Origin of the sequence: Marinifilum sp. D714 (assembly GCF_030851345.1) — a bacterium.
Lineage (GTDB): Bacteria > Bacteroidota > Bacteroidia > Bacteroidales > Marinifilaceae > Marinifilum.
Map to the genome: position 1 here is coordinate 1 of NZ_JALPNU010000012.1, position 23,677 is coordinate 23,677.

Annotated in this window: 18 protein-coding genes and 4 tRNA genes; 5 read left to right on the plus strand and 17 right to left on the minus strand. The window is 34.4% G+C overall.

From position 1 onward, the window contains the following. The 3 genes from M0051_RS12065 to M0051_RS12075 form a co-directional block, all read right to left on the minus strand. Window positions 1–5,723, minus strand: a 5,723-nt coding sequence (locus M0051_RS12065; protein ID WP_306741781.1) for a hypothetical protein, incomplete at its 3' end; no start/stop codon positions are given. 328 nt (window positions 5,724–6,051) lie between these two features. Continuing rightward, window positions 6,052–7,437, minus strand: a complete 1,386-nt coding sequence (locus tag M0051_RS12070; RefSeq protein WP_306741782.1) for an aminopeptidase P family protein — start codon at window positions 7,435–7,437, stop codon at window positions 6,052–6,054. Between the two features lie 138 nt (window positions 7,438–7,575). Next, window positions 7,576–8,031: an Lrp/AsnC ligand binding domain-containing protein gene (locus tag M0051_RS12075; RefSeq protein ID WP_054715791.1), complete on the minus strand. Its 456-nt coding sequence runs from the start codon at window positions 8,029–8,031 to the stop codon at window positions 7,576–7,578. 314 nt (window positions 8,032–8,345) lie between these two features. Between M0051_RS12075 and M0051_RS12080 the strand changes: the two genes are divergently transcribed. Further along, a complete protein-coding gene (locus tag M0051_RS12080; RefSeq protein WP_306741783.1) occupies window positions 8,346–9,818 on the plus strand; it encodes a cobyric acid synthase in 1,473 nt (490 codons plus the stop codon). Window positions 9,819–9,821: 3 nt separating this feature from the next. Next, window positions 9,822–10,364 carry an AAA family ATPase gene (locus M0051_RS12085; RefSeq protein ID WP_306741784.1) on the plus strand — a complete coding sequence of 181 codons (543 nt, stop codon included), beginning with the start codon at window positions 9,822–9,824 and terminating at the stop codon, window positions 10,362–10,364. Here the strand turns inward: M0051_RS12085 and M0051_RS12090 are convergent. The 4 genes from M0051_RS12090 to M0051_RS12105 form a co-directional block, all read right to left on the minus strand. Continuing rightward, window positions 10,340–11,008 (minus strand): adenosylcobinamide amidohydrolase, encoded by a 669-nt coding sequence (locus M0051_RS12090; protein ID WP_306741785.1) that lies wholly within the window; start codon window positions 11,006–11,008, stop codon window positions 10,340–10,342. The genes M0051_RS12085 and M0051_RS12090 overlap by 25 nt on opposite strands. A 2-nt stretch (window positions 11,009–11,010) precedes the next feature. Beyond that, the gene (locus tag M0051_RS12095) at window positions 11,011–11,958 is read right to left on the minus strand and encodes a tRNA-dihydrouridine synthase family protein (protein ID WP_306741786.1); all 948 of its coding nucleotides are present in this window, start codon (window positions 11,956–11,958) and stop codon (window positions 11,011–11,013) included. 9 nt (window positions 11,959–11,967) lie between these two features. Next, window positions 11,968–12,594 (minus strand): hypothetical protein, encoded by a 627-nt coding sequence (locus tag M0051_RS12100; protein ID WP_306741787.1) that lies wholly within the window; start codon window positions 12,592–12,594, stop codon window positions 11,968–11,970. Between the two features lie 506 nt (window positions 12,595–13,100). After that, window positions 13,101–13,628 carry a TlpA disulfide reductase family protein gene (locus tag M0051_RS12105; RefSeq protein ID WP_306741788.1) on the minus strand — a complete coding sequence of 176 codons (528 nt, stop codon included), beginning with the start codon at window positions 13,626–13,628 and terminating at the stop codon, window positions 13,101–13,103. Window positions 13,629–13,762: 134 nt separating this feature from the next. On the opposite strand from M0051_RS12105, the gene M0051_RS12110 reads away from it, so the two are divergent. Next, complete coding sequence (locus M0051_RS12110; RefSeq protein ID WP_306741789.1) at window positions 13,763–14,269, plus strand: DUF4251 domain-containing protein; 507 nt, start codon at window positions 13,763–13,765, stop codon at window positions 14,267–14,269. On the opposite strand, the gene M0051_RS12115 is transcribed toward M0051_RS12110, so the two are convergent. Next, window positions 14,270–14,782 (minus strand): hypothetical protein, encoded by a 513-nt coding sequence (locus M0051_RS12115; protein ID WP_306741790.1) that lies wholly within the window; start codon window positions 14,780–14,782, stop codon window positions 14,270–14,272. A gap of 1 nt (window position 14,783) precedes the next feature. Then, window positions 14,784–15,209 (minus strand): DoxX family membrane protein, encoded by a 426-nt coding sequence (locus tag M0051_RS12120; protein WP_306741791.1) that lies wholly within the window; start codon window positions 15,207–15,209, stop codon window positions 14,784–14,786. A gap of 390 nt (window positions 15,210–15,599) precedes the next feature. On the opposite strand from M0051_RS12120, the gene M0051_RS12125 reads away from it, so the two are divergent. Together M0051_RS12125 and M0051_RS12130 are read left to right on the plus strand one after the other, a co-directional pair. Beyond that, window positions 15,600–17,258, plus strand: coding sequence for a M28 family metallopeptidase (locus M0051_RS12125; protein WP_306741792.1), 1,659 nt, complete (start codon window positions 15,600–15,602; stop codon window positions 17,256–17,258). A 120-nt stretch (window positions 17,259–17,378) separates the two neighbouring features. Beyond that, the gene (locus M0051_RS12130) at window positions 17,379–19,898 is read left to right on the plus strand and encodes a PAS domain-containing hybrid sensor histidine kinase/response regulator (RefSeq protein ID WP_306741793.1); all 2,520 of its coding nucleotides are present in this window, start codon (window positions 17,379–17,381) and stop codon (window positions 19,896–19,898) included. A gap of 67 nt (window positions 19,899–19,965) precedes the next feature. Here the strand turns inward: M0051_RS12130 and M0051_RS12135 are convergent, their stop codons facing one another. The 8 genes from M0051_RS12135 to M0051_RS12170 all read right to left on the minus strand — a co-directional run bounded on the left by M0051_RS12135 (window position 19,966) and on the right by M0051_RS12170 (window position 23,672). Next, window positions 19,966–21,171 carry an L-serine ammonia-lyase gene (locus M0051_RS12135; protein ID WP_306741794.1) on the minus strand — a complete coding sequence of 402 codons (1,206 nt, stop codon included), beginning with the start codon at window positions 21,169–21,171 and terminating at the stop codon, window positions 19,966–19,968. Window positions 21,172–21,278: 107 nt separating this feature from the next. Beyond that, a tRNA-Pro gene (locus M0051_RS12140) sits at window positions 21,279–21,353 on the minus strand. Between the two features lie 55 nt (window positions 21,354–21,408). Further along, window positions 21,409–21,483: transfer RNA gene (locus tag M0051_RS12145), tRNA-Pro, on the minus strand. Window positions 21,484–21,546: 63 nt separating this feature from the next. Continuing rightward, window positions 21,547–21,621, minus strand: a tRNA-Pro gene (locus M0051_RS12150). A gap of 9 nt (window positions 21,622–21,630) precedes the next feature. Then, a tRNA-Ser gene (locus tag M0051_RS12155) sits at window positions 21,631–21,719 on the minus strand. Between the two features lie 197 nt (window positions 21,720–21,916). Further along, a complete protein-coding gene (gene floA, locus M0051_RS12160) occupies window positions 21,917–22,897 on the minus strand; it encodes a flotillin-like protein FloA (protein ID WP_306741795.1) in 981 nt (326 codons plus the stop codon). Window positions 22,898–22,907: 10 nt separating this feature from the next. Further along, complete coding sequence (locus tag M0051_RS12165; protein ID WP_306741796.1) at window positions 22,908–23,372, minus strand: NfeD family protein; 465 nt, start codon at window positions 23,370–23,372, stop codon at window positions 22,908–22,910. Window positions 23,373–23,390: 18 nt separating this feature from the next. Beyond that, the gene (locus tag M0051_RS12170) at window positions 23,391–23,672 is read right to left on the minus strand and encodes an ATP-dependent Clp protease adaptor ClpS (RefSeq protein WP_306741797.1); all 282 of its coding nucleotides are present in this window, start codon (window positions 23,670–23,672) and stop codon (window positions 23,391–23,393) included. Window positions 23,673–23,677: the final 5 nt, after the last annotated feature.

Consider the following 23,677-nt stretch of genomic DNA (forward strand, 5'->3'; position numbering starts at 1 on the left):
TTATCACCTGTATGGTATTGCCATTGGTAAGTCAGTCCTGTAGTCTTGGTTCCGCTTACTGTGAATACAATATCTTCTCCCTCACATACTACCTGATTACCTGGCTGAACTGCAATCTTATTAACTGCTAATATTGTTAGAGTGGCTAAATCACTCGTTGCACTTGAAAAGCAAACTGTTCCATCACTAACAACAACACATCTGTATTGTTTTCCATTATAAGTTGCTATATCTGCATTTGTGATTTTTAGTTCAGAAGTTTGAGTTCCAGAATATTTATCAACATCATTAATATCTTTCCATGTTCCATCAAAAACCTGCCATTGATAAGAATAATTTGGCTCACCAGATGCAACAACACTAAAGGTAGCATCTGCCCCATCCGTAATAGTTAAATCTACCGGTTTTGTAACTGCAACTTCTTTTATAATAGTAAGAGTTGCTTTTTCGGATGTTGCCGTTCCACAACTTCCAACTGTTCCGGTCACTTCACAATAATAAGTTTCACCATCAACCAAATTGGTTTCGGTATAAGTTGCTGATGTCGCACCAACAATTTCACCTGCACTATTGTACCACTGATAATTTGCTCCACCTTGCGCATCACCTGAAACTGTAAAATCAACTGAAGTTTCTGTTTCACAAATTATTTTATCAGATGGATTTGTAACAGTTGGATTTTTATTTACCACAACATCAAATGATAAGGTTTGATTACCACATCCTAAATCATTATATAATTCAACTTTGTAAGTTCCAGCTTGTGTTAAATCAACATTGCTGATATTATAAGTAGGTTGATCCGACAATGTTGTACCAGGTTCTGTTTCCTTATACCATTTGTAATAAATTTCATCTCCACCAGCATTTGCAGTAACAAATAAACTTACCTCTTCATTTTCACAAAATGTTGTTGTTGCAGGAGATTTACCTATTACATTAATATTATTTCTAACATCCAAATTAATAGAAACCTGATTATCACCACAATAATCAGAGTTTACCTTAGCAACGTAAATTCCATCGTCATCAGGACTTACTGCTGGATTAATTACAAAATCATTTGCAACTGCATTACCATCAATTACTAAAGCTCCATCTTTCCACCAACTAATACCATTATGTTCTCCACTTTCGGTGATTTTTAACTCAACGAGACCAGCGCATTTGTTTACGTTGTTATCAATGGTACTTAATATTGGCTTCTCGTGAACTTGAACAATATACTTTTTCTCCAAATTATCACAATTTCCAAGACTTGTTACTTTTGCTTTGTAAGTATAAATTCCTGGCATATCGTGCTTACTTAATTGCACCTGATTTACATCACCAACCCCAACTAGTGGATTATCAGAATCATCGGTCCAACTTACAGTATAAATATCTCCATCTCCATTCACTTCAATATCAAGAACTGGTTCTTCTCCTTGACAAATATGAATTATTTCATCGGCAGGAGAAACAATAGAAACATGTTCGTGTACAATAAGTTCTCGTTGAATATTCACAACATCACCACAAGTTAAAGTAGCTGCACAATAATATATTCCTGCATCATTAACGTTTACTGGATTAATAGTTAGCGAACCTGTTGATTCGCTTAAGATTGTTACATCTCCTGCTTTATTTTTAAAACTCCACTCAAAATTTGGAGTTCCAGTATAGGCAATATCAATTCGAAAATCGGTGTCGCCAACACATTTTTCAATTGCAGTTCCAGTTGTAGAAGTCGTTACTTTTTCAATACTTAAATTAGCTGTTGCAGTTTTTGAATTTCCACACTGATCTGTTACAATACATTTATATTGTCCTAAATCTGCATCCTGAACATTCGTTAGACTCAAGAAGTTTTTATTTTCTCCTACAATGGTTGTATTTGTATTGTCTTTCCATTCGTAAGTCAATTCTGACAAAGGTGAAACATCATTAACGTCAACCACAAAGTCAACATCTTTTCCAATACAGGTAGCAACATCATTCATCGAAACTGCACCAAAATCAGGAATCAAGTTCCATGTAAGTTTATGAGTGAAATTATCTCCATCGCAATTAGGTACAGCAATAAATTCCCATGTTCCTTCGGTTGTTGTATTCACTTCGAATGTGTATGGATTCGTGATTACAATTTCTGAACCATCTGGTTTTTTAGCCTTATACTCAGCAACGGCTCCATTATCATCAAAAGTAACCGTTACATTTGTTGGACTACAGAATGGACCAACAGCACTTGCTGTAATTCCATTCACAACCATTTTCGGTACCACTGTTAAATTTGCTGTAGATATCTTTGTATCACATCTATTCGAAACAGTAAGCTTATACTGTCCCGCATCTGTAAGATTAATTGGAGTAATAATTTTCTGAGCGGTAACTCCATCGACATCTACACCATCTTTTTGCCATGAAAAATTATAAAATGATTCTGGCTGAGAAAGCGATACGAAAAAAGTATGATTTCCATTTCCTTCACATAGATTTGCATCTTTTAAAGGATCGGTAATTGCTACATTTGGATATACATCCAGATTATCAATTGGGATGGTTAGATCTGCAGGGCATTCTACATTTCCATCAACAGTTGTATAAACACTAGTTGCACTTACTGAATAAGTAAGATCTCTGTGAGCCATTGTTGCCGGAAACTTTAAAATTGAACCTTTTTCAGTCAAATCGGTGGTTCCTTCTTTCCAATTGTAAACTATTGTTCCATTACCAGTTGCATCTGCAGTTAAAATAATATCCTTATTCTCACAAAGATCAGGGTTTACCGTTAAGGAATTTAAAACTGGTGCAGATAATACTTCTAAAGTAACTTCATCAAATGCCAAACCACATCCATTTTCAGCTTCGCATCTAACTGTATAGGTTCCTGCATCATATCCTGAAAACACAAATGGATTTTCCAATGAAACAGGATCTTCGCCTCCATCTACATACCATTTAACCTGACCGGCATCTCCTGTCACTAATGCCATTAAATTAGCAGATGTACCAAAACAAAAATGTGTTTTGTCAGCCTCAATATCAACTGTTGCAGGTTCATCTACTAAAACAGAAAGGTCAACATGTACATCATCTGTCGACGTCCCGCAATTTTTATATTCTTCTTTAAAATTAATTGTACATCTATAATCTCCTTCATCATCCTGCTGTGGATTTAAGAAAATTAATTCATGTGTTTTGGTTCCTGAAAATTCACCAGCAACATCTTCCAGACCAATATAATTACCCGTTTCATCATCTTTTTTAGACCAAGAATAGCTATACCAACTTGTATCTCCATTCGAAACATCCAAAGAACTTTGTACACCTTCACAGAAGTGAAATGTTTTTCCATTATTTGAATAACTATAATTAGGAATTACTTTAGCTTCAAATAAATCTGTATCTTCTACTGCTTGAACAAAACTAATACTGTCAATGGCAAAAAAGGTTCCCTCGCCATTTAAGTTGTTATTTAGAATTTTAATAGATGCATTTCTTGCGCCATTAGGTCTCCACAATGCTGATACTGATTGCCAATCATCCGAACGATCAATTCTAAAGTTTTCTACAATTGTCTCGTTATTAATTAAAATCTTAAGAGATTGATTCTTTGTGGCATCACTTTGTGCCAGTCGACCATACATTTTAAAAATGTAATTAAATTCAGTTTCTACTGCCATTTCAGCTGAGCGGTAGATGGTATCATTCTGGTTTTTAGAATATGCCAATAACATCTTCCATCCACCAATAGGATTAAAATCATTCAATATCGGATTTTCATCCTTAGGTCTCCCCGTAATTGCAAATTGACCAGGATCTACCAAATTATTCGTAACAAGCTCATAATAAGAATCAAAACCATTGTATCCATCTAAAAAATCACCATTAAATAGAATTTCCAAACTTGGATCTCGATAATATGCTCTAACCTGCCAAGTTGTATTTTCATTTGGAGCTGGAATTTTTAATGAACTATTTATAAAATTAGGCCCTTCCCATTCTGTTTCTCCGGAGCCATTTACAACTTCCTTATACCATTCGTAAAAATCAGGATTTCTTCCTGTATTATCTTTTATTGATACAATTATATCATCATCGTAACTTTCACAGATCAAACTTAAATCGGTATCGATATTTAGATCAGGATGAATTGGGGATACTGCTTTTGTAAAACCTGAATAATATCCTGCTGCTCCTAATGTATTCGAACTTGCAGTCCAAGCAACATTAATGGCTTTATCTCCTGTAAAACGACAATCGCCAGAAATTCCTGAAACCTCATAATAAACCCATTCTGTTGACCCTAGAATATCATTGGGATTATTTAGTGTAACGCCATTATATTTAACATTAACATTCTTTTGTGCTAGAACTGTAACTGTTGGATTGATGTAATCTCCACTGGTAATCTGCTCAGCCTTAGGAATCACAACCTCTTTCATTCCCAGTGCTGTTAATGGAGGAATAAAATTAAGCCCAATATTTATCCAATCCTCACTTGTGCCACACATGGTCTGATAAACATATATATCTTTACCTTTTGAATTGATAAATAGTGTTGGAATATCATCAGGATTAACAATATCATCCAGAATCATGAAATCTCCTGGTTCGACCAATGTTCCTTTAAAAACTTCATTCACCCAAATCTCTGTATTGGCTTGAGTGGCAACTACAATGGTTCTTTCTTGACCAGCATGATAAGCCGTAGGATCAGGTTCAGCCTCCCCCTGTCCTTTCATTACAATATACTTGTCCCTAACCTGATCAACAGGAACAATCTGATCGAACCCTATATCCTGCGAAGGTTTAGCACCTGCTGTCCAAGAGCCTGAATTTACAACAATATCCTGTGTTGATGTAATATGCGTACCATTCATTCCATTACGCACCTCTATCGATTCACTTCCAAATTGGTCACTATGTAAATTTGTTCCAAGCGTATAAGTTTGTCCTTTATTTAAATTAACAGTAATTGTTTCATTAGGTGCAATTGACCTTAAAACAACTTTACCTCCCTCATACTTGGTAATATACTTACACTTTATACCAGAAAATGTAACCGTAGTAACACCATCTTCAACCGCCATTACCGAAATAGAGTGGCTTCTGATAGGCCTAGTATCGTAATAAATATCAGACCACCAATTTTCTCTATAATCCAAAGGGTCTCCATTCAATATAGTGTGACCATACAAGTGACCAGAATAAAACTCTTTACCTTTGGCATAAGCTCCTTTGGCTGACAATGAAAATCCATGCGTTAAAGCACCTCCTTCACCACTATTACTATAACCATGTCGGATATTTGCAAAGAATGGACCATCGTAAGAATAAATTCTTAAACCCTGTCCATCCAGAGGTTTGTTTAATTCTTTTGGTCCAATAATACCTAGCGAATAACTACATCCATCTGGATAAGATGTGTTACTATGTTTACTATACGTAGCTCCGTCAGGAGTTTCAAACACATATGTATCACTTTGATTTCTATTAATTGTAAATGGTCCAGCTATAGCATTTCCTTGTCCATCTTCAATATAAACATTGATATCTTTCTCTGAGTTTGTTGATAAAAACACCTCCTGCTTTCCAACCTGAGAAGAACAATAAAAGGGTGGTACATAATGCTCATAATCATACTGTGCAAATCCTGACAAAGGAATTGCTAATAGTATGAAAATTGAAATTGACTTTAAAATTTTTTTAAAACGAGTAAAGATTTTATCATTTCTCATATTTATAGATTCAAAGTTATATTCGTTAAGGCTAATAGAATTCTTTGCTAACATTTCAAACCACTTCTTCCCTATCATTTCGAGACAATCCAACAAAGACTATTTCAGCGCTTTAGAGATAAAGTATTTAATACATACCATTTAATTATTGTACGTATGTCTTATTTTATTACACAAATATACCTTTTAAACTGATAAAAGGGTTTATTTGTTACACATTTGTATAAATATTTAGTAAAGCTAAGAAAAATTAAACAATAGGTCAAGATTAAAAAAAAGCGGTCTCTCCTAGGAGAGACCGCTAAGTCTTATAAATATTGGGTTGTAATTATTTCATAATCGCCTCAACTTCTTCAACCGAAACAGGAATTCTTTTACCAATTAACCTATTACCAGTTTCTGTCACAAGCACATCGTCTTCTAAGCGAATTCCACCAAAATCACGATATTCGTTTACTTTATCAAAATTAATGAATTCTTTATGCAAACCTTCATTTTGAAACTTATCAATTAAAGCAGGAATAAAGTAAATACCTGGTTCATTTGTCAATACAAATCCAGGTTTTAATTCCTTACCCAATCTTAGATAGGCTGTTCCGAACTGATCAATTCTCTGAACTTTATCATCGTAACCTACGTAGTTTTCACCAAAGTCTTCCATATCATGTACATCAAGTCCCATCATATGTCCCAAACCATGTGGCATAAATAAAGCATGTGCACCTGCCTTTACAGCTTCATCAATATCACCTTTCATTAGACCAAGTTTTTTCAAACCAGTTGCCAAAACCTTACAAACCTCAAGGTGAATACTTTGATATGTAACTCCAGGACGAATCAATTCATTCCCTTTGTTTATTCCTTCCAGTACAATTTCATAGATCTCCCTTTGTTTTTGGCTGAACTTACCACCAACTGGAATTGTTCTTGTATTATCAGAAGCATAATGTTTATCTGTTTCAGCACCACAATCAACAAGTAATAAATCACCTGCTTTTAACAAGTTACCATGTTCGTGATTGTGAAGAGTTTCACCTCTTTTCGAAACAATAGCCGGGAAAGATAACATTCCACCTGCTCTAAGTGCGATGGCTTCAACTTCACCTGCTACTTCTCTCTCATACACTCCATCTTTTGCCATTTTCATAGCTGTTGTATGCATTTCGTAACCAATGGCAGCAGCTCTTTCTAGTTCTTTAATCTCATACTCATCTTTAATTTCACGCAAAGCAACTACTGCTTTAATGAATTCAACCGATGCATTTTCTTTAATCGCATCAAGAGGAGTACCAAGCATTTCATGAATCAATATTTTATTCTCTGCTCGATAAACAGGTAAAAAGTGAATTTTACGACCTTCCTTAACTGCTTCTGCAACAAAAGTTTTCAATTCATCAAATGGAGCTGTATTTTCCAAACCAAATTCTGCAGCCTGATCCGCAACACTTGGTTGAGGCCCCATCCAAATGATATCATCAATGTCGACATCATTACCAAAAACATAGTCTTTGTTATTATCTATATCGAAAACACCAGCAAAACCAGGATGATCAATACCGAAAAAATATAAAAATGTACTATCCTGACGATAGTGATAAATATTACCAGCATAGTTCATTGGAGCATCTGGGTTACCAAGAACAATTGCAATTCCATCTTTCATGGATGCACGCAATTTCTCACGTCTGTTTATATAAACTTCTTTTGGAAACATGTTAATAGTATTTAAATTTTAAGATTTTGTAAGATACAAAAATAGCTTGCTTTTAAATTCTTTTTTATGTCATTTATCAGTTTAATCCATAAAAAAAGGCCTCCAAACTGGAAGCCTTTATATTATGATATCAGATCATTATAACTTTATTTCTCTATCAACAGTTTGCTCTAAGGAAATTAGAGTTTCTGTTTTAGATACTCCATCAATATTCTGAAGAGTATTTATTAATACATCCATAAGGTGCTGGTTATCTCTACATAACATTTTCACCAAAAATGTATAATTACCTGTAGTAAAATGACATTCCACGATTTCTGGAATTGCCTCAATACTATCAACAACCATTTTATATTGATGTGCATGATCTAAAATTATACCTACAAATGCACAAACTTCGTAGCCTAAAGCTCGAGGTTTTACAATAAAACGCGATCCATCAATAATGCCAGCGTCTTCAAGTTTTTTTACACGTTGATGAATTGCCGCTCCCGAAATCCCACATTCTCTGGCAATTTCAAGAAAAGGTATACGTGCATTTTTGATCAAATAAGATAATATCTTCTGATCTACTTCATCAATTTGAATCTTCATGTTCTAACAATTAGGGTCAATCTAAATGGCTTATAATCATTATCCATCAGATGAATTCTTTACAATTAACTTGCAAGCATCTTACAAATCATTACAATAATAGCAAAATTAATAATAATTTATAACCATATGAAATCTATTCACCTCTGATTACAAATTTAGAATGAATAAACTCTACATGATTTTATATCAAGAGTATTTAAATCTTACAGAAGATAATTTCATATAGAATGTTTAAAAACCAATTCAACTCACCAATAAAAAGTTATTTTTGCCAAAAACTAGGGAAATAGATTGAGCTTAAGATTTTAAACATGAGAAAACTAAAACCTGTAATGTTCGTTGGAACAGGATCTGATGTAGGAAAAAGTATTGTAAATACCGGATTCTGTAGAATTTTGAAACAAGATGGATACAATCCTGCTCCATACAAAGCACAAAACATGTCGTTAAATTCTTATGCCACTCCAGAAGGTTTTGAAATAGGAAGAGCTCAGGCGGTTCAAGCAGAGGCATGTGGCATAGATTGTCATACAGACATGAACCCGATTCTTTTAAAACCAACAAACGATAAAAGTTCTCAGGTAGTTTTAAACGGAAAACCTGTTGGCACACAAAGTGCATATGATTATTTCATGGGAAATAATAAATCTGCTTTGTTTGAGGAGGCCAAATCTGCATTTCATCGATTAGAAAAAAGATTCAACCCAATAGTTTTGGAAGGTGCAGGAAGTATTTCAGAATTGAACCTTAAAACCAGAGACATTACCAATATGAAAATGGCAATGGAGACTGATTCGGTTACTTACCTTATTGCTGATATTGACAAAGGTGGTGTTTTTGCCAGTGTTTATGGGAGTATTGCACTTTTGGATGAAAATGAACGAAATCAAATCAAAGGAATTCTTATCAACAAGTTTCGTGGAGACATCAAACTTTTTGAAGAAGGCAAAAAAATTATTGAAGATCTTACTGGCAAACCTGTAATTGGAGTTCTTCCCTATTTTAGAGATATTCATATCGAAGAAGAAGATTCCGTAAGTTTAGAAAAGAAGTTTAGCAATGCACAAGAAGGAAAAGTTAATTGTGCTGTTATTCTGCTTCCTAGAATAGCGAACTTTACAGACTTTTCAGTACTTGAACATGATCCTAGAGTGCATTTGTACTATACCAATAATATTCAAGAAATTGAAAATGCTGATATTGTCATTATTCCTGGAAGCAAAAACACCATTTCTGATCTACAAGAATTAAAAAACAATGGTGTGGCAAAGTCCATAATTAATGCACGTAAGAATGGCAAAAAGGTGATTGGTATTTGCGGGGGATACCAAATGATGGGAAGTGTAATCTCTGATCCCAAAAGCATCGAAGGTAATATCAAGCAAATTAGTGGACTTGGATTATTGCCAATTGAAACAGTAATTACAGAAGAAAAATTAACTGAGCAATGTGAATTTGCTTTTAAAAATTATTCAGATACCTGTGAAGGTTATGAGATTCACATGGGACAGAGCAAATCATTGGTTCAAGACAATAGTTTGAATAAATTATCGAACGGCAAACAGGAAGGATATATTTTAGATGATAATTGTTGGGGCTCCTACATTCACGGAATTCTAGACAATCCTATTGTTATCAATGATTTATTATCTGGTTTCGAAGCGATATCTGATGATGAATTCAATTACAAAAACTTCAAAGAAGAACAGTACGATAAATTAGCCGATGTAATTCGAAATAATGTTGACATGAAGCTATTTTATCAGCATCTATCGCAAGATTAAAACATGAAAGTAAATAACAGATATATAATTACCGGCGGCCCAGGTTCTGGAAAGTCAAGTCTTTTAAACGCATTGATCGAAAAGGGATATCAAGGTTTTGAAGAAATATCGCGTATTGTTATTCGTGAACAACACGAAATAAACGGAGATAAACTTCCGTGGAAAAATCTGGCTGCTTTTGCTGAAATCTGTTTTAAAAGAATGGGTAAACAACTTAGGGGTTGTAACTCTTCAAATTATTGTTTTTACGACAGAGGCATTCCTGATATTATTGCTTACGTTCGTCGCGGTGGCCTCAAAGTTCCAGAAAAATACAATGAAAAAAGCAACCAGTATAATCCAATTGTATTTATTGCTCCACCTTGGCAAGAGATATTTATAAACGATGCAGAACGCCCCGAATCTTTCGATGATTCAATGGAAATCTATCAGTTTTTAAAAGAAACCTACAATGAACTTGGTTTTCAAACTATTGAACTTCCAAAAGTTTCTATTCGAGAAAGAGTAAAGTTTATTGAAAATTACTTATCGGCTTGTAAAGATTGAGTTACACCTTCAATTACAACCTTAGCCAATAATTCTCCAAACAAAACATGTTTGCCGCAATAAACTAATTCTGGACCATCTCCACAAGCAATTGCTGCTGAATCGGTTCCTGTTCCTGTTGCGATATTGTCAGAAACACGGCTTTTAATGTTCAAGTCCTGCATGCAAGCAGCTTTGGCTTCCGCAACCATCATTACACATTCCACCATAGCGGCATCCGATAAATTAGCGTTTGTAACGATCAAAATATTAATGGTTCCAACCTTCTCACACTCCTCATTCATGAACTTGTAATCAGCTGGATCACCAGCCCTTCTGGCATTTGAAATTCCTGCAGTAACCAACGCATCTATCCAAACACCTTGTTCCTCGACGCGCACCCTTCGAAACGTTTTCATAATTGCTGCAGTCATCATACCCACACAAACACCACTCCATGAATTTACTTCAGCCATTCTTGCAAGAGTTACCTCCGGCTTTTCAAATTCTGTTCGTTCTCCATTAAAATTAGCGTCAACCTTTGTATTCAGAAAATGATTTGCTTGTTGAAACCCACCATTTAAAATTGCTGAACTAAGTATTTTAGTTGGCGTATCAAATTCTACATGAAGAAATTGATCGTTATGCTCTATATTGTATTTCATCCTTAATCTAATTTCAATTGCTGAGAAAAAGCAAATTCAACAGCTTGCTCATATTTCTTTATTCCTGCCGATTTCTTAATCGCTTTGAATACTTTTTTGTCATTTTCGAAATGTGACGAAAAATACTCCCAATATGGCTTCATTTTTTGCATGATTTGAGAATCTCCTTGCAAATACGAGGAGTACAATTGAAAAATATCATTATGCATTTTTTCAAGTTGATCTCTTCTCTTATCAGAATCAGGCAAAGCAATTCCTTTTAATTTATGTGGTAACCAATAATCCTTCAGTAAACCACGCCCTATCATTACATGCTGTAAATTTGGAAATAAGCTTTTAATCTTATCAAAATCCTCTTTGCAACAAACATCTCCATTGTACCCAATGTAAGATCCATACTTCTCATACAAATCATTAAACCGATTTAAGTTTACCTTGCCTTTATACAATTGTTTTCCAATTCTTGGATGAAGTATTACTTCTGAAACATTATAATCTTTTAGGAAAGGAAGTATTGAATCAACTTCAGAATCATCAACTAAACCCAATCGCAATTTTACGGATAATTCTAATTTATTATGAAATGCCGTTTTTAGAATTTCTTTCACTTTATCAGGATTTGGCAACAATCCCGATCCCTTTCCTTTTTTGGTTACCATTGGATATGGACACCCCATATTCCAATTCATTTTTAAATAACCTAATTCAGAAAAGTAAGTTTCAAAAAAACTTAATTCTTCGGAGCTTCCGCATAAAAACTGTGGAATCAAATCATTACATCTACTTTCGTAAGGCTCTACCTCTCTTTTATGGGCAGTTTTTACGATACCATCATTCTGTAAAACGAGAAAAGGAGTATAGAATTCATCTATACCCCCAATATTCTTTTGATAGGCTTGTCTAAAAACCCAATCGGTATATCCTTGTAAAGGAGCAAGCGAAATTTTCATAAAATCTCCTTATCGTCCAAAACTTAAGACACCCAACAATTGCTTTCGCTGGCGATAATATCTTAAACCATCATCGGTAGCAATACTTTTTACAAACTCATCAATCATTGTATCGTATATCGTTCCAAATTTAAATCGCTCAGGTGGATACAACTCTGGATTATGCATATCCTCCAAACGAGAAAGGTACATACGTCCAACCATCTCACCACTCAAATCGTTCCTATACATTCCTTGCGCAATTCCCTTCTGGATGTTAATCTGAATTTTATTAAAAATAAATTCCATTCTATCTTCCATATGCTTTGCATAAATTTCTGGAAAATATTGCTCAAGCTCCATGGTAATTGAAGGCGTAACATGTTCAAACTTATCATTTATCTCTTGGCTAACGATAAATAAAATATCAATAGCATTCTGACCTTCGAAGTTGTACTCAAGAAAAATTGCTTCAAAACTCTTTCTTTCATACTCCAAAATTTTCTCTACCAATTCTTCTTTAGAATTAACAAATTTTGAGATATCTTCTTGTGTTACACCAAAATCTTTAATTTTTTCAAACGAAAAGTCCTTTAAACCGTTCTTCAACAGAAAAGTTCTTACTTTTTCTATAATCTGCACAAACTCCTTATCCATATACACTTATCCCTATAAATTCTTCAAAATTGTACTAACACAATTCCTCAATTCAATATAGCCATAAAATTAAGAAAATTCACATTGTATATCTAATACAACTTGTAAATGATTTAATTTTTCGAAGAATATTTCACCAGAACAGTAATAGATATCAACAGGAATGATTGTAATTCTAAAACAGTATAAACATGTTCCATGTATTATTCATCAATTAACAGCTCTTCATTGACAAAATGAGTTTATTCATAAAAATCGGAGTTACAATGGGGTTAGATTTAAAAACAAATAGTATCTTTAATGCAGAATGGATACTTTTAATACATAGGGTGATTGAAAGTTCTTTTTCATAAGTAAATTTAAGTAGTAGTTTTTGGGCGGCTAGTCACCGCCCATTTTTTTGCTCTAAAATCAGATATCTCACATTTTTCGATTACTTAATGAAATAGTGTGACATTGCATTTAATAAATAAAAAGCTGCAAGTAATCATCTTGCAGCTTTTTATTTATTTTTTATCCAATTCCTTTTCAATTACTTTTTTCATGGCTTCAAACTCTTCAGGATTAAATAGCCTTGTTAGAAAAATTATTTTTCCATCCCTATCAATAATTACATTTCGAGTCACTCCACTTTTACGATATGCATATTTTGCAAAAATATTAGCTCCATCATCTAATCCAATTGGATAAGTAATTCCCGTTGCTTTGATTAATTTATTAGCTTTTTCAAGCGGTTCATCTCTGTCGATTCCAAATAAAGCAAAGTCTTTATTTTTATGCGCCTTCCAAATATCATTTTCAATATGCGGCATCTCTTTTCGGCAAACCCCACACCAACTAGCAGTAAATTGTAGCATTATCACTTTACCTCTATAATCTGACAATTTAATTGTAGTGCCATCTGTTAATTTCATTTCAAAATCAGGAGCCATATCTCCTACTTGTACAATATATCCACGGCTATCTCTTTCTTGTGAAAAAGATGTAAAAACAAATAGCCCCAACAAAAGTGTAAGCAATTTAAATCTCTTCATTCTATTCAAATCTAATCTATTAATAATAGGCAGTAAACCTATTTAATTTCAACACAATTTCAAATTTTTTAACGAAATTGAACAATGATTGGCATAGTTCATGCCAAAATGCATATGAACTAAAAAGTAAAAACATGAAAAATATCAAATTAATTGTTGTTATAATCTGCCTACTGGCCTCTGCAAACAGTTTCGCTCAGCTTAGCGGAAAGGCTAAAAGACAACAAAAAAAAGAATTTAAAAGGCAAGAAATTGAACAAATGATAAGTAATCAAAAGTTCACATTTATTCCACGTTCGCTTACAACAAGTTCAGGTTACACCAAAGATTTAAACTTTTCATACGAACTGGAATTAAATCAGGACTCTACAAAAGCTTACCTTCCCTTTTGGGGAAAAGCTCACATCGCAAAAATTAATGATGAAGGAGGTATTCTTTTTGAAACAACAGCTAATGATTTAGAAATTAAAAATCTTAACAAAAAGGGCTATGAGATAAAATTTAAAGCTAAAGGAAAAGAAGATACCTATCAAATAAAATTACAAGTTTCGAAACAAGGTTATACAAATTTATTTATTACTTCTAATAATAAAAGTCACATCTCTTACTATGGACACATAGAAGCAATTAATGAAAAATAACTATTGTTTTTTTGAAAACACACCTAATAATTTCTTTTTTACCTTTTCCTTTTGAGAAGTTAAACACATAGTTACAGCTTTGCGCATCAGCTTATCTTTCACAAGAAATTTTCTTAAGAGATAAGCTGATCCGGCATATGGCAATGCAGCTATTAAGATATCTAACGGTTTTACTTTTCCACGTAGATTATGAGTTATATACACCAGTTTAGCCAAAATATTCCCGAATAAAAAAAGGATAGGTGGTGTCAACACTTTATAATCTACAACTCCATGAAAGATTGCATATGCAATGATTCCGGGAAATAAAATTGACTCAATTAGTCCAGCAACAATTGCCCAACCCGCAAGAACCGAACTTACATAAAGGATACCAAAGAATCCGTTATTGGTAATGGTTTTAACCAAATAATGCTTTTCTGAACTTTCAAAGTCCTGCGACTGGCTCACATAAATACAAAAAGTACTTTTTGCACATGAACATTTCTCATCATAGCTTAACGAACCATTCATTTTACCGCATTCTATTTTTAAAGTATTCTCTATATAACTGAGGAAAATTGGCTCTATAGATGAGTATCGCACTAAGTACCAAAGCAACTACAGCCATCGTAAACAACTGTCCATCATCCGAGATTCCATCTACAACGACCTCAACTCCTAAAGGTGTGAAAAGGTGAAAACCAACAGCTCCTATCATTAAACCAGCAGTAATTAATGAGGCAAACTTCCAATAGCTAGGCAAAAAGAAAAGAATTCCAGCAATTAGTTCAATTGCTCCAACTCCATATCTTCCCCAAGGCTCCATTCCAATGGTTGAAAAAATATGAATAGCCTGTGGATGACCAGAAAACTTAAAATGTAAGGTTTGAATTAAAATTATTGCTGTTACAATCCTTAACAATATCTCAACGTTTCTATATTTTCTTTTCTCTTTCATGATATACTTACTTAACTTCAACTTAAAACTACAAAAATGAATCAGTTCTTTGAAATTCATTTTGATTACTATTGCAAGATAGGACAATCATCACTACTAATTTGTGATTCAGATTACAAAATCATCATTTTAATAAAATCTTTGCCCCCCGAGAAGACTACATCCTTTTGCGAAGAACGGCGTACTAATCAGAAGGGATCCTTACTTTTCTGAAGGGAAGATTCACAAGCCGAAAGAATGACTTCTTTAGCCGTAGGAAGCTTTACTTTATGCAAGGAGAGCTTTAAAAGCTGAAAAAAAAGCATTCTAGTGCCGAGGTTTGAAACTAACCTTCATTTTATAATAAATAGCATAAAATGTATATTTGAATTTTGAAACTAAACCTAAAAGATGAATTTGAATAAGCTAAGAAAAGCATCTCTATTTCTGCTTACCGGAAGTATTTTTGCATGTAGCACCCCTGAAAAGGAGCTTCAAAAAGCCGAATCGGTAATTTCTACCGAAAGAATGATAGAATACATTAAGGAATTGGGATCTGACGAGTACCAAGGAAGAAAACCATTCTCGGAAGGAGAAACAAAATCAATCAATTACATTGCCAATCTTTATAAAAAAATGGGATTGGAACCTATAAATGGAGATTCTTACTTTCAGGAAGTTCCATTGGTAGAAGTTACGGTTGATGTTCCAGAAGGCATAAAATTACAATCTTCTAAAGGCAAATCAGAATTAAAATACCGTGACGATTTCGTGATATTTTCGAGAAGGTTGCAAGATGATATTGAGTTGAAAAAGTCTGAAATGGTTTTTGCCGGTTATGGAATTATTGCACCCGAATATAATTGGAATGATTACAAAGATTTGGATGTAAAAGGTAAAACCGTAGTTGTAATGGTTAATGATCCTGGATTTGGATCTACAGACAAGAGCTTTTTTAAAGGAAATGAAATGACCTACTACGGCCGATGGACCTACAAATACGAAGAAGCAGCCAGACAAGGTGCTGCTGGATTATTAATTATTCACCAAACCAAACCTGCTGGTTATCCTTGGTCCGTTGTTTTAAATTCGGCGTCTGTTCCAAAATTATATCAACAACCAAAGGACAATTATGAATCACGATGTGCTGCAGAAGGTTGGATAACTTGGAATACTGCTGAAACTTTATTCAACTCTTGTGGTAAAAATTTGAATGAAGAGTTGGCAAAAGCAAAAAGATCAGACTATAAAGGCTTTAATTTCAACACAAAATTATCAGTTAAATTTCACAACAAAGCTCGTTTCGATAAAACCAACAATGTTCTTGGCGTTTTAAAAGGAACCGATTTGGCAGATGAATACATTTTTTATTCTGCACATTGGGATCATTTAGGAATTGGCCCTAAAATGAATGGAGATTCAATTTACAACGGCGCCGTTGACAATGGCACCTCACTTGCGTGGATGTTTGAGATAGCAGAAGCATTTAAAGCAATGCCACAAAAACCAAGAAGATCAATCGTATTTTTTGCCCCTTCTGCAGAAGAGTCAGGACTAAACGGTTCGGGATATTATGCCGATCACCCGATTTTTCCTTTGAAAAAAACCGTTGCCAATATCAATAATGATTTGATGTTACCATATGGTAAAATGAAAGATGTGATGATTACAGGTTATGGACAATCTGAATTAGAAGATTATGTAGTTGAAGCTGCAAAAAATCAAGATCGCTATATTCTACCTGACCCAAATGCTCAATCTGGAATGTATTACCGTTCAGATCATTTTAGCTTTGCACGAGTTGGTGTTCCTTCATTATTTGTTCGAGGAAATAATGATCATTGGGACAAAGGAAAAGAATTCATGTCGGAAAAGGAGCAATATTGGTTAGCTAACCACTACCACAAACCATTCGATGAATATGAAGATTGGTGGGATTTGCAAGGAGTTGTCGATGATGCCAAACTATTGTTTAGGGTAGGCTGGAAATTGGCTAACGAAGATAAATTTCCGAATTGGAAAGAAGGTTCAGAATTTAAAGCAATCAGAGAAAGCTACATGAACAAATAAAAAATTAAAAGAATGATTTCCGAATCATTCTTTTTTTTTGTTTAGTAATACTTGAAACAATTTTGTGGGCTTCACTAAAATTTCTTAATTTAATAGTACATACTATTAATCAAACACCCAATGAATCAGCCACATATCAACAATATAGCTGAATTACATAAAGAAATTGATAAACTGCGCAAACAAATTGACTTTCTAAATAGTAGAAAACATGATTTCTTTGGTAATTATTATGATATTTTATCTAATGAAAAGGTTGTGGCTTTCTGCTGGTTATTCAATAAAAATCAAATTCTTTGGTCGGATTGTGCAGAAACTGTATTTGGTTTAAAAAACACAACTTTTGGAAGTACAAAAGAAAGTTTTTTAAACTGTATTAAACATGAAGATACCACCAATTTTGTAGATAATCTCTCCGAATGCTTCAGTAATAAATCAATAAATTGTGAATCAACATTCAGACTCTCCGAAAAAAACAAATCTATCGTTTGGATAAAAGCCTCTTGCAAAATAGAGTACGATTTAAGAGGAGAACCAATCGAGATTAGAGGCATTTTAAAAGACATTACACCAATAAAGGAAACAGAAGAAGAAAGACACCTTAATAATCTAAGATATCAAACATTATTCAACTACTCTCCTGTTCCTTTATGGGAAGAAGAATTCTCAGAGCTTTACCAATATCTAGACAAATTAAAACAAAATGGCATAACAAACTTTAAAGATTATTTTAATGAGCATCCTGAATCCCTTGCTCTATGTTCGCAAAAAATTAAAGTAACTGATGTAAACCTGGCAACATTAAAACTGCATGATGCTGGATCAAAAGAAGAACTACTGGGAAATTTGGATAAAATTTTCACTCCAAGATCCTACGAAGTTTTTAAAGATGAAGTTATTGCTCTTGCAAATGGTCAAAAAGAATTTGAAACCGAAGGTGAAATTAAAACTCTAAGCGGTATTGCCAAGCAAATTTACCTTAAACTATCGATAGACTATAACTCCCTTGATAGTGCAAAAGCCATGCTTGCTACAATAGATATCACTGACAGAAAAAAAGCAGATGCAGCACTTGCTGAAAGCGAAAGAAAATTCCGAACCTCTTTTGAAGCTTCAGATGTTGGAATGGCAATTGTAGGTGAAGACAAAAAATTCCGAGCAATAAATTCTGCATTCTGCAAAATGATGGAATCAACGCCTGAGGATCTTAAAAAAAATAATTTTATAGATATCACGCATCCTGAAGATATTGAACTTAGCCAACAACACTATCAAAAATGCAAAGAAAGCAAACAAGCATTTACTATTGAGAAAAGATATCTTACACATAATGGAAATGTAAAATGGGGATTAACCAGTGTAAGTCCAATTTTTAATTCAAAGAATAAATTTCTTTATACTATTGTTCATGTTCAGGATATTACTAATCGAAAATACTCTGAAGAAGAACTTTTAAAAAGCAATAAAGAGTATGAAGTTTTAGCTGAGGAGTATAAAGATCAAAATGAAGAACTAATTAAAGCAATTGAGATTGCCAAAAGAAGCGATCGCTTAAAATCAGAGTTTCTGCAAAACCTCTCTCATGAAATTCGCACACCAATGAATGCAATACTTGGTTTTACAGATTTCCTTGAGTTGGAAAGCATTACTCCAACCAAACGCAAACAATATATCAGCATTATTAAAAACAGCGGATTTCAGCTATTAAGAATCATCGATGATATTCTAGAAATCTCAGCTCTGGAAACAAAACATGTTCAACTAAACGAAAGCGAGTTCAACCTTAACAGTCTTATGACTGAATTATTTACCATTTTTCAACCTCAGGCCAAAAAACAAAATTTATCACTATACCTGCATAAAGATTTAAATGACGAAAACTGTATAATTCATTCTGATGAAGTCAAATTAAGTAAGATACTAGTTAACCTAATTGAAAATTCACTCAAGTATACAAACTCAGGTTCAATTGAAATTGGATACCATGTAAATGAAAATACAATAGAGCTATATGTTAAAGACACAGGTATTGGAATCGATACTACACGACATTCACAAATATTTGAAAGGTTTTCTCAAGCCGAAAGTGAAATTAGTAACAAGCAAGGTGGTTTAGGACTGGGACTTTCCATTGTAAAAGAAAACGTAAAGTTACTTCATGGTAAAATTAAGTTGATTTCTAAAGTTGATGAAGGAAGTAAATTCATCATCGAATTGAAAAATTGTCTTATCCCAAATCAAGAAAGCAACACAAAACCATGTGAGAAGGGTAATAATTGCAATATTTTGATTGTTGAAGACGAAGAAATAAATTATCTCTATTTTGAATCTTTAATAGAGGAAATTGCTCCTGAATGCCATTTAGAACATGCAAAAAATGGACTTGAAGCCATCAAACTTTTCAAACAGAAAGAGTTTAAGCTTGTTTTTATGGATATAAAGATGCCTGAAATGAATGGCTACGAAGCAAGCATGGAAATTATAAAAATCAAACCTGAACAGAAAATTATTGCACAAACAGCCTATTCAACAAGCGAAGATAAAATAAAGGCAAAGCTAGCAGGCTGCAACGATTTTGTATCCAAGCCCATTAGTATAAAAACTATGCAAAAATTACTGGCAAAACACCTAATTTACTAAATAAAGTGAACTCGAGAAAAAAGCAATTGGCTCATTTGTTTTTCATTTAAATGAGCCAGTACCTATTTTATCTATATGTAAAACCTTTTAAACTAGCCAAACCGCCAAGTGAGGTTTCTTTATAAGACAAAGACAAATCCAAGCCTGTTTTCATCATGGTTTCAGTTACCTGATCAAAACTAATTCTATGCCTTCCGTCGGATAATAATGCGTAAGTATTGTGATTTAATGCACGAGCTGCAGCAAACACATTCCGCTCGATACATGGAATCTGAACCAAGCCCAAAATCGGATCACAAGTTAATCCCAAATGATGTTCCAAGCCCATTTCAGCAGAATATTCAATCTGGTAAATGGTTCCTCCATGCAATTGAGTTGCCGCTCCTGAAGCCATCGCACAAGCAACACCAACTTCACCTTGACATCCTACTTCAGCTCCAGAAATTGAAGCATTGAATTTTACAATATTTCCAATTAATCCAGCAGTAGCTAAAGCTTTTAAAATATCCTTTTTCTTAAACTTGTAAAATTTCTTGTGATAGTATAGAATGGCTGGCAAAACTCCGCAAGCTCCACATGTTGGCGCTGTTACAATGGTTCCTCCTCCTGCATTTTCTTCTGATACCGCCAATGCATACGAATAAAGCATCGAACGCTTTCGCATTGGCCCACTATAGGTCTTTGCTTTTAAATGATACAAATGAGATTTACGAGGTAACTTTAAACCTCCAGGAAGTTCACCTTCATTGTTCATTCCTTTTTTTATGGCACTTTTCATGGCAGTCCAAACCTCATCCAAAAAATCCCAAATTTCTTCTCCCTCTCTTAATAAAACGTATTCCCAAAGTTGCTTATCATTCTCTTTACACCATTGCAGAATAGTATCCATGGTGGTTAGATCGTAAATTGATTGTGAGGAATGTTCTGTCTTATCATCTACAATGGCACCGCCTCCAACACTATAAGCAGTCCATTCTTCTACAAGTTCTCCTGAATTATTATAAGATTTTAATCTTAGAGCATTTGGGTGCTTTTCCAAAAACTCCTTTGGTTTCCATATTAAATCAAGCTCTTTGCTCTTAAAAACCTCCTCAATAGCAACACCGGTAAGGTGTCCTTTCCCCGTTGCTGCAAGACTTCCGAATAGAGTTACCTCAAATTTATCATGATCCGAATTTCTTTGCAAAAACTCTTCTGCTGCCTTTCTAGGTCCCATTGTATGACTACTAGAAGGACCACAGCCAATTCTATATAATTCCTTTATCGATTCCATTTCTGTTGTTGTTTAGTTGCGCACAAATTTAATAAATGCAACGAAAGGAATTACAATTTTGGCAGGCATAAAAAAAGAGAAGTTCAATAATGAACTTCTCTTCTCTGTCGGGGTGGCAGGATTCGAACCTGCGACCTCCTGCTCCCAAAGCAGGCGCGATAACCGGGCTACGCTACACCCCGAAAATTCGGTATTTTTCAGTAAATCGAGAAGTTTTTAAACTCTCAAATTTTTCAGTCGGGGTGGCAGGATTCGAACCTGCGACCTCCTGCTCCCAAAGCAGGCGCGATAACCGGGCTACGCTACACCCCGAAAAATTCGGTACTGTTTTCGATAAAAAAAGAGAAGCTTTTAAACTCCTCTGAAAATTTTCGGTCGGGGTGGCAGGATTCGAACCTGCGACCTCCTGCTCCCAAAGCAGGCGCGATAACCGGGCTACGCTACACCCCGAAAACTTAGCGGAGAGAGGGGGATTCGAACCCCCGGTACCGATTGCTCAGTACGCCAGTTTAGCAAACTGGTGGTTTCAGCCACTCACCCACCTCTCCTGATTGCGGAAGCAAAAGTATGTAAAAATTTCTGATGTGCAAAATATTTTTTTCGCAATAATTCAAAGAATTCTCCAGCCCTGATTATAGTAAATTATAAATCAATGAGATTAGATTTTATTTTTTTTGAAATATTTTTAAAAAAAAGCCGAAAAGGAATGTTTCCCTTTCGGCTTTCAATGAAAATTCAATAATTTTTATTTCTTCTTTCCTTTATCTTTAGGGTTTGCAATATTCTCTCTCATGCTTGTATCAGCTTCGATATTCTTCATACGATAGTAATCCATGATACCAAGCTGTCCATTTCTGAAAGCTTCAGCCATTGCTCTTGGCACCTCAGCTTCCGCCTCAATTACTTTAGCACGCATCTCCTGAGCCAATGCTTTATTTTCTTGTTCAGAAGCTACAGCCATTGCTCTACGTTCCTCTGCTTTTGCTTGTGCAATTTTCAAATCTGCTTCAGCTTGATCAGTTTGAAGAACCGCACCAATGTTTTTACCTATGTCGATATCAGCGATATCAATTGATAGGATTTCAAATGCAGTACCAGCATCCAAACCTTTTTCCAATACAACTCTTGAGATGTTATCTGGATTCTCAAGAACCGACTTATGAGTTTCTGATGAACCAATTGAGGATACAATTCCTTCACCAACACGCGCAAGAACGGTTTCCTCACCAGCTCCACCAACCAATTGACGGATGTTTGCACGAACGGTTACTCTTGCTTTTGCTATCAACTGAATTCCATCTTTAGAAACAGCTGTAACCGGAGGAGTATTGATCACTTTAGGAATTACACTCATTTGAACTGCTTCGTAAACATCACGACCAGCCAAATCGATTGCTGTTGCCATCTTAAATCCTAATTCTATATTAGCTTTTGAAGCAGACACTAAAGCATGCGTGACTTGAGAAACATGTCCTCCTGCCAAATAATGAGCTTCTAACTCGTTTCGATTCAATTTTAATCCTGCTTTGGTTCCTTCAATCATTGCACTTACAATTACTTTAGGTGGTACTTTTCTCCAACGCATAAACACCAATTGAATCAAGGATATTCTAACTCCCGATAACAGAGCTGAAAACCAAAGTGCTACAGGAATAAAGACAAACAGGATATAAATCCCGACTCCTACTGCAGCAAATATTAGAATTATAGTTCCAATTCCTTCCATCTGTATAGTTTTATATAGGTTTTACAATTACAATTTTATCCATTAAGCCAATAACTTCTACTTTGCTCTTCTCATCAATATAAGCACCTGTAGATTTCGCCTCGACAACAGTTTTATTAATTTTTATTTTTCCCATAGGCGCAAGTCTAGATAAACAAATTCCTTGGTCTCCTATGTGTATTTTTTCTTCTTCTAGCTTTTCTACTTTCGAATCTACCTCTGCTTTTAGCATTATTTTATTCCAAGTATTAGACTTTAATGCCAACACTAAAGATATTCCACAGAAAATAATAGTAGCCAACACCGTTAAATGTCCAATGGTATTTCCATAATGATCATAGGCCAGGTATATTCCTCCTCCAATCATTAAAACACCACCAATTGCGGCCAATGTAATTCCTGGAATCACCAAAAATTCTAATAATAAAAGAAGAACTCCTAATAGAATAAGTAATACAATAATTAAAGCTGTCATTAATTTCTAAATCTAAAATTATACAATTGTGACCTTTAATCCCTTCTTCGCCAAGCCCTCTCTCATTGGTCTGATAACACTCATTTTTCCATTTTTCACATCACACTTGCCTTTATAATGCGTAATATATGCACACTGTTCTGCCTGTTCCGGATTATGTTTGCAGATATCGACAAGTGCATCTACAACAAAATCAAAGGTGTGATAATCATCGTTATGCAAAAGCAAAGTGTTACGATTAATGATATCATCCAAAACCTCATTTTCCTCCCCTAAATATCCTTCATCGTAATTACTCATATTGT